We start from the raw sequence: 7,824 nt of genomic DNA, 5'->3' as shown, positions 1-7,824 counted from the left end.
GATCGAGCCTGGCAAGCCCAACCAGAACGCTTACATCGAATCGTTCAACGGGCGCTTGCGCGATGAATGCCTCAACGAGCACTGGTTTCCCAGCCTGCTTCACGCACGCACCGAGATCGAAACCTGGCGCCGGGAATACAACGAAGAACGACCCAAGAAGGCTTTGGGCGGGCTCACGCCCGCCGACTATGCGAAGCAGCTAAAGTGACACTGGGCTCTAATTCGTCCCGCTACTGAAAGCGGGGGGACGTCGATCGACCCATATGGATGTAGGAGCTCCCCTACATCGAGGCAATGATCGTCAGGTGATGCGGCGGAGCTACAGGGAAATCGCTTTGCATGCGTGCTGCGCTGTCGTGTGCAGGGGCATGACGGTGGCTGTGTTTCCAGCTTCAGTGGCATCGCTACAGGTGTCGTGGCATGGCGCAACGATGCAGACCTCAAAGCCGGCTCGATCTTGATCGAGAGGAGAGCGGTTAGGGCAAAAAATCCCCGCCTTAGCGGGGATTGGCGTCGTGAGCGTCGATTAGTCCCAGGAGCTTTCTCCTGGCAACTTCCGCCTCTCGCTCACTATTGAACTTGAGCTTCAGCGGCAGCGGAGTGCCCGAGCACATCACAGAGAACTCGGCGCTGGTTGCCCGTGGCACTTTCACCGGGCCGACATAAGCGACAAGCCGGGTGTTTATCGCGATACCTGCGGCTTCGAAGATAGCCATACGAGAGCCTCTTTGTAGCAGTTTGGAGCCGACCTTGATTTTTCTGTCCGAGAGGTTAGGGGTCACTCAACCTGACCCCGGTTTCCGTTCTCGAACCGATTATCGCGCCACCGATGTCATCACCTGCAAGGGCTGGCATTTCCATCGGCTGCTGACAACGTCTTCAAGAGAGGCAACATGCCTCCGAACTTACCCGCTGACGGAATCCCTGTGACTTTTGCGTCGTAAACCCAAAACACCACCAGATCTTCAAGGTGCTTGGCGCTCTCCAGCTCCGTAAATGTAACGTCGAGATTCAATGCTCCAACCACGTAGCCCCCAGCATCAATGGCTACGTCGCGTAAAACAGGGTCACTTACAGGATAGCTGGCGTGCAATTCCTTACCAAGGCCAGCTCCCTTGTAGACGATAAGTCCCGTGGTCATCTGCCCCCAGGGTAATAAGCCAGAGTTAACTGTGATCGATTTGTTCGCGCAATTCCAAAATCTGATGTTGAGCGCTATATGCCCGTTGCCTCTAGTGACGCCAGCCGCTTCAACCACCACGGGAGTAGCCTCAGCAGGAGTTGAATAAGCTACCGCTGAGTACAGTGTGAGAAACAGCAGGAATGCCTTAGATCCTTGGGAGATTTTCATATGTATTCTCCTTACTCCTCAGTAGCTCTTCCTCGTTCTTGAGCTCATGCTCCAGGAGAACGAGAACGGGGTCATAGAGCGTGCGAAGCCATAAAACTCCGGGCATGGCACGCCAACCTCGACTCGATCTTCCCAATGTTCCGCAGCACGTGGTGCAGCGAGGCAATAATCGACCGCCTTGTTTTCTCGATAACAGTGACCGGAGTCGCTACCTTCAGTTGCTTCGTGAAGCCTTGTTGCATGCCGGGTGCGTTCTTCATGCCTATGTGTTGATGGACAATCATGCACATCTCCTAGTCACGCCATCGGCTTTTGGCAATGTTGCCCGTTTGATGCAAACGCTCGGGCGCCAGTATGTCGGCCAATTCAATGCGCGACATGGGCGAACCGGAACCTTATGGGAGGGCGGTACAAATCGTGCCTGGTTGATACCGAAACTTACGTGTTGCGTTGCTACCGGTACATCGACCTGAATCCCGTTCGCGCTCGCATGACAGACGATCCTGCGGCGTATTCGTGGTCCAGCGCGGCGGCACACGGCGGATATCGTGAAGATGCGCTGGTGACGCCCCATCCTGCCTATGCAGCTTTAGGTACAACTGCCGCCGAGCGTGGGTCCGCCTATCGCGTGCTACTGAGGGAGATCCTGTCCGACGACGATCTCCATGCCATTCGGAGTTACCTGCAGCAACAGCGGGCTCTAGGTAATGACGCGTTCAAGTCTATGGTTGAAGCCAAGACCCGTCGCTTCGCCGGTACGCGGCCAGTTTATCGGCCGCCTCGTCGGAAGTGAACCTGACCCCGTTCTTGACCGCCCCGTCGTAGCTTCAAAAGAGCGAGCCCCGTTGTCGGCCAGCCCGCTTTCAGCATCGTAGTACTGGCCGGGTAACCACACCCTTGTTGCTCGCCGCGCCGACGGCGTGGCTTTCCTTGATGCGACGCGGTTTGGCGAGAGCAGTGAGAATGTGGCGGCGGTGCGTCCTGGCTAAAAATCCCTTGACACGGTTTTGTCCCTGCTTTCGCGCCCACTGTCCCGCCGTCGCGCTCAAACGCCGTCGTGCGACTAGGCCAGCTGTAGCCGAACCCGAAGGTGCTACTGGTTAGTTGATGATTCTTGCCTCGCCAGACAGGATATTAAACAGCTCCAAGTTGTAAGACTCGGCATACCTACGAACATCTTTGATCATCTTGCCGTGCTCTTCATCGCATGGAGCGTCTGTGGTTCCTTCAATCATTTTTATTCCCCGTTCTCTGACAGCATCCTTGTGTGCATCCATGCCTGGTACGTCAATGGAGAAGTCATAGATCCCGAGAAACCTAAGATCGTGAGCTTTCAGGGCCTGCTGTACATCAGCGTGAGAGTCGCGTCCCATTAGTGGTTTCAACATATCAATCTTTGCCTGGCAAGTTGCATTTCTGCTTGAGCAACCGACCAGAGCCAATGGGATCAATATGATCAGCCCGAGGCGGGCATGTAAGACTTTAGTGTTAGTCATAGCTAATCCTGGAAGGCTCGCCGAGCGCATTCATAATCGGGTTTTCGTTTTGTATGACGTTGTTCATCCTGCCGGGACCATCGTCGTCAGTGCCTTCGACCGCGTGACCGAGTTCATGTGCGATAAATCTACTCAGAGACCCGCGCATGGGGCCTTGAGTGGAGTTGAAGCATCGATTGAAGCGCGGGTCTATGTGAATTTCATCGGCACCCAGGTAGGGAGTCTCAACTCGGTAGTCATCCGTAATCTTGATTGTCTTTGGGCTTCCGTGTTTGTACCAAGGGCCCTTTATGTCATCCAGGAGCTGCGATCCGCGCGGCGTTCTGAAAATGGCGTTGACAGAATCGATTACTTGCTGCTGCTGCTCGGGAGATCCTCCTACTACATAGACTGGTGATTCCCAAGGAAACAGAACTAAGCCTTGAGGGTCCGTTAATTGCAGTGGATTCGAAGCTGTATATGCGAATGTACTGGTTTGACCCCCAAACATCCCAATTGGATCGCTCTGGATATACCGCCCAGTAGCCGCCTCGTAGTCGCGATTGACGTTGTATGCGAGACCACTTTCAGAGTCGAAGTATTGGCCGGGGAATCGTGGGCCATACACGAACCCATTCGTACTCGTCGGCTGCTGCTCACCAAAAGCGTTCGTCTGATATGCAAGCTGCCAGATGGTATTGCCAGCCGTGTTTGCAACGGCCCGAGGTGCGTTCAGTCCATCCGCATGCACGTAGCTCACCGTGCTCACACCACTCGCCGTGTCGACGGTCGCCACAGGTAGGCTACCCAGCCAGATGTAGTCGCGTGAGTTGTTGCCGTACTCGCCAATGAGCTGACTGGCCTCGTCGTATGCAAAACGCTGGCTACTGGCGACCGGGAACGTCGCCACCTTCGCCGTCCGCTGCCCCAGTGCGTTGTACGTATACGTGCCGACTGTGCTGCCGTTGCTTTGCACCACCGTCATGCGGTTACGACCGTTGTAACCAAACCCATAGGTGTTGCCACCGATGACACTACCCGTCGTGTTGCCATTGGCATCGTAGGTACGGGCAGCATTGCCGATGGCGGTGAGGTGATGGGTGCCGGTTTGGTAGGTATAGGCACCCGTGGCGAGGCCATTGCCCGTCTTGCTCAGGCGGTCACCGGTCTTGCTGTACGTGTAGGTCTCTTCCGGGTTGTTGCTTGCGTCGTAGAGGCCGGTGAGGCGGTAGAGCGGGTCGTAGCTGTAGGTTTCCGTCGCCGGGCTGGCGCCGGAGGCGTTACCCAGCGCCGTGATATTGCCCATGACATCACGGGCAAAGTGCAGGTTGAGCGCGGGGCTCACCACGTCGGTGACGGCGTAGTTGGCATCGTAGGTGCGCGTGATGGTCTGGCCGTTACCCAGCGTGTAGCTGGCGATGGGGCCAAAGGGCAGGTAGCTGATGGCGGTGACCACATTGCCTGCGCCTGCACCACTGGTGCCTGGGGGCAGGGCGGTGACGCCGCTGATACGGCCGGCCGCGTCGCGGCTGTACTGGATGGAGGTGCCGGCGGGTGTCAGCGTGCTGGCAAGGCGATCCGCCAAAGTGTAGCCGTAGGCGGTGACGTCGGTGACGGTGCCCTGGGTCTGGCTCTTGCGGGTAACGTTGCCGTGGGCGTCGTAGCAGTACACCGTGGTGACGGCGGTCTCGATGATGCGGGTGAGGCGACCGACCGAATACGACGCCGGGCACCCCGTGACGCTGTTGGCCTCGTCGTAGGCATAAGCCACATTGAGCGTGCCGTCGGCATAGGTGGTGGCGGTGCGACGGTTGAGCGCGTCGTACGTGCTATGGCTCACCACGCCCTTGGCATCGGTGCGCTGGGTGACGTTGCCTGCCGCGTCGTACACATAGGCCGTGCTGCCGGTGTCGGGACTCTGCACGCCGGTGGCGTTACCCAGGCCGTCGTAGCTGTAGGTGGTGTTGAGTCCGTCCGGATCGCTCACGCCTTCCAATCGATCGTTGGCGTCGTACGCAAAGGCACTCTGCGTGTTCTGCGTGGCGGCATCCGTGCCGCTGTAGTTGTCGATGGTGGTGATGAGGCGGTTCAGCCCGTCATAACCCTGCTTGCGTTGCACACCCAGGGCATCACCGGTATGCACCAGATTGCCGTTGGCGTCGTAGCTGTCGGTGTAGGCGGCGTTGAATACGGCGTGGCTCAGGCCATCGGTGATCTGCGTGAGCTGGCCTAGTGTGTTGTAGGTGCGCGAGAGCGTACGACGCACGGTGCCGCTGGGGTCAAAGGTCTGCTCCTGCGTTTTGTTGCCGGCGGCATCCAGCGTGTAGTGGATGCGATCACCCAACGCACCGGTGATGTCGGTGAGGCGGTGAGCGGCATCGTAGGTGTAGCTCACCGTGACGCCATCGGCATCTTTGATGGAGGCTACTGAACCGTAGGTCGTGTAGCCAATGGTGGTAGTGGCGCCACCGACCGTGCGGGTAGCGAGCCAGCCGCGCGGGGTGTAGGTCAGGTCCGTGTTAATACCGTTGGCATCGACGGTGCGTGTGACGCGACCGTTGGCATCGTAGGACGCGATGGTCGTGATGTGACCCAGTGCATCCGTGATCTGATAAAGATCACCAGCCTGATAGCAGGCGGCGCCCGGTGTGCCGCAATTGGTGGCGCTGCTGCTCAAGTAGTAACTGTAAGCGGCGGCCTGGGTCAGGTCGGTGCGCGGTCCGGTGACACCCAGCAGGAGGCCGATCAATGGGCATTGCGTGCTGTTCGCCGTCTCGCAGTAGGTGTAAGTCCAGCGGCGTACACCTGCTGGTGGAACACCTGTGCTGGAGCAGGTATAGCCGCTTGCCACGGAGGGATCGATCTCGCATCGCGCAGTGATCTGGGCGCGGCTGTTGTAGACCCACGCCATCATGGACTTCACAGTGTTGTTTGCATCCGCGACCGAGCGCGTCAATGGAACACGGTTGTTGACGTCCCAGGTCGTCGTTGTCGTGCGCTGCGTGCTTTCGGTCGAGGTCTGAACCCGTGTCGTGAGCAATCCCTGCGTGTTGTAGGTTGACTGTGTAACGTGGCCATTGAAGTCGGTACCCGTGGAGGGATAACCGTTTGCGTCAAAGGTGAGGGACGCAAAGCTTTGGCCGCAATTTGGGCCGCAGGGACCGCTCGCGGAGCTGGCACGCATGGAGCCGTTCGGCGTGCTGAAGCCGTAGGTCACCTGCACGCCCGTAGGGTAAGTCACGGTGTTGGTGCCGCTGGTTCCATAGCTGACCTGAGTGACGTCTACGCTGCCGGCCATCCGCGACAATATCGCGCGCCCTTGGCTGTCGTAGCCGATGTCCGTTAGGCGTGTGTTCGTCTCGTCGATCTCGCCGGTCAAGGCGTTGGGAAGACTGGTGTTCGAGGTGAGCGTGCTTTCGTTATAGACGTATTTGCGAGTTTGCGTGTCCGGATAGGTGACCTGGACGAGGTTGTTGTTCGTGTCATAGCTGTAGCTGGTGACGCCACCATTCGGTTGCGTCACGGTCGCGACGTTGCCCAGGCTGTCGTAAGTAAACGATAGCTGCCGGCCGAGCGGATCGGTCGCCGTTAAGAGCAAGCCTGCGGTCGGTGCAATGCTGCTTGGTGTCGACGCGCTGCTGTAGGTGAAGACGGTGAGATGTTTGTTGACGTCGGTGATCGAGAGCAGGTGGCCTTGCGCGTCGTAATCTTCCAGTTCGCGCGTAGTGGCATTGGTATAGAACCAACCGACCAAGTTGCTAGAGGCATCGTAGATGGGGGACAACGTGTCCGCCACATCGGAATCGGCGACCCAAGCGCCAGATTGAAGCGTAAAGACGACTTGTAAGCCGTCGGGTCGATAGACGGTTACGACACTGGCGGAGGCACCATTGAGATACTCAATGCTTCGGTCGAAGGTATGCCGCCAATTGGTACCTACGTGGGCTGCTGCAGTGGCATTGCTGCTGTTGTAGTAGCGGTGAAAACTTAGGGTACCAAGAGCTATATCAGAATCATCGCGAAACTCATTTCCTGTTCCGAAATTGATGGGATCGCCAACGCAGTTACATGGCTTGCCGTCATTCTTTCCAGGTTTATAGGGGTAAGCCGTGCCGAGGACGCTGCCAGCACCTCCGCAGCTTCCTCCTAGGGTAATCCTTGCAAAATTGCCGGTTTGCGATCCATTCGGATAGTAATCGACGGAGTAGGTGCAGCCGGGGAAGGCGTTTGGCCAGTCTAGATGAACCTGTGCCCACCATTTATCCAGTACAGCAGAAACCGAGCTGGAGTATCCGTCATTGTGATACGCGTAGTCGTCTCGGTATGGAGGTCCATAGAACGTGGCGGTCGTTCCACTTGCTGTGGTTGCCTGGGTTTTTCTTACTGCTATTTCGCTCTTCCTCGCGGAAGAGGATGCCGAGGCTGAACTCGAGGCTAGCTCAGTGTTTATCGGCGAAGCTCGGGTGTTGGATGTCCAAAATCCAAGCACAGGAAGAAAGCACGCAAGCAGCGCGCCGCGACAAACGACCATGGTTATTCCCCTTTAGCGACATCCAAGTTGTCTGCACCTTTTGCAGGTGCCACGGAGAAAAACGTATAGCAGAGCTATCTGTTAAAGGACGATCAACGCGAGGGTCGACAAGGTCACACTTTGGATCCAATAGGCCATCCGTCCATAAGCCGCTTACTCTCTTTGGCAGATGTCTTCCTTGTGATGAAGCCTTTGCTATCTATGAAGGTGCCGATGTGCAGTGGCTATGGGTGCGTGGCGGTTGCAGCAGCTGACTGTCCCTCACTCATTGGCACTCTGCGGGTCACGGTTTGAATGTATTTGGCTAAACGGACGGAACGGGGGAGTAATTCAACCCGACTTCTGAAGCGCGTAGCCAAAAGAAAAGGCCCGACATAGTCGGGCCTTTTCTTTTTAAACGTGGTACGGTGATAGGACTCGAGTGTCTAGTATTTATGCTGAATTCACGGCCATTTTTTTAAAGGTAC

At 57.1% G+C, this 7,824-nt stretch carries 6 protein-coding genes; 2 read left to right on the top strand and 4 right to left on the bottom strand.

Features of this window, described 5'->3' with window-relative positions:
- A partial coding sequence (locus DyAD56_RS18450) for an integrase core domain-containing protein (RefSeq protein ID WP_146010563.1) occupies positions 1-208 on the top strand: 208 nt, incomplete at its 5' end.
- Between the two features lie 289 nt (positions 209-497).
- On the opposite strand, the gene DyAD56_RS18445 is transcribed toward DyAD56_RS18450, so the two are convergent.
- Together DyAD56_RS18445 and DyAD56_RS18440 are read right to left on the bottom strand one after the other, a co-directional pair.
- A complete protein-coding gene (locus DyAD56_RS18445; protein ID WP_102304309.1) occupies positions 498-716 on the bottom strand; it encodes a hypothetical protein in 219 nt (72 codons plus the stop codon).
- 119 nt (positions 717-835) lie between these two features.
- Entirely contained in the window at positions 836-1,351 is a 516-nt protein-coding gene (locus DyAD56_RS18440; RefSeq protein WP_102304308.1) for a hypothetical protein, read from the bottom strand.
- 104 nt (positions 1,352-1,455) lie between these two features.
- Here DyAD56_RS18440 and DyAD56_RS24525 point away from each other — a divergent pair, with 104 nt between their 5' ends.
- Positions 1,456-1,824 (top strand): transposase, encoded by a 369-nt coding sequence (locus tag DyAD56_RS24525; protein ID WP_343125312.1) that lies wholly within the window; start codon positions 1,456-1,458, stop codon positions 1,822-1,824.
- 627 nt (positions 1,825-2,451) lie between these two features.
- Here the strand turns inward: DyAD56_RS24525 and DyAD56_RS18430 are convergent.
- Positions 2,452-2,847, bottom strand: a complete 396-nt coding sequence (locus tag DyAD56_RS18430; protein WP_102304307.1) for a hypothetical protein — start codon at positions 2,845-2,847, stop codon at positions 2,452-2,454.
- Positions 2,840-6,610: an RHS repeat-associated core domain-containing protein gene (locus DyAD56_RS18425; protein WP_158241384.1), complete on the bottom strand. Its 3,771-nt coding sequence runs from the start codon at positions 6,608-6,610 to the stop codon at positions 2,840-2,842. Before DyAD56_RS18425 ends, DyAD56_RS18430 begins: the two co-directional genes overlap by 8 nt.
- Positions 6,611-7,824 lie beyond the last annotated feature (1,214 nt).

The organism is Dyella sp. AD56 (assembly GCF_002878475.1).
In the GTDB taxonomy this organism is placed as follows: Bacteria; Pseudomonadota; Gammaproteobacteria; order Xanthomonadales; family Rhodanobacteraceae; genus Dyella.
The sequence above is the reverse complement of the archived record's forward strand: the minus strand, read 5'-3'. Positions and strand labels throughout refer to the sequence as shown.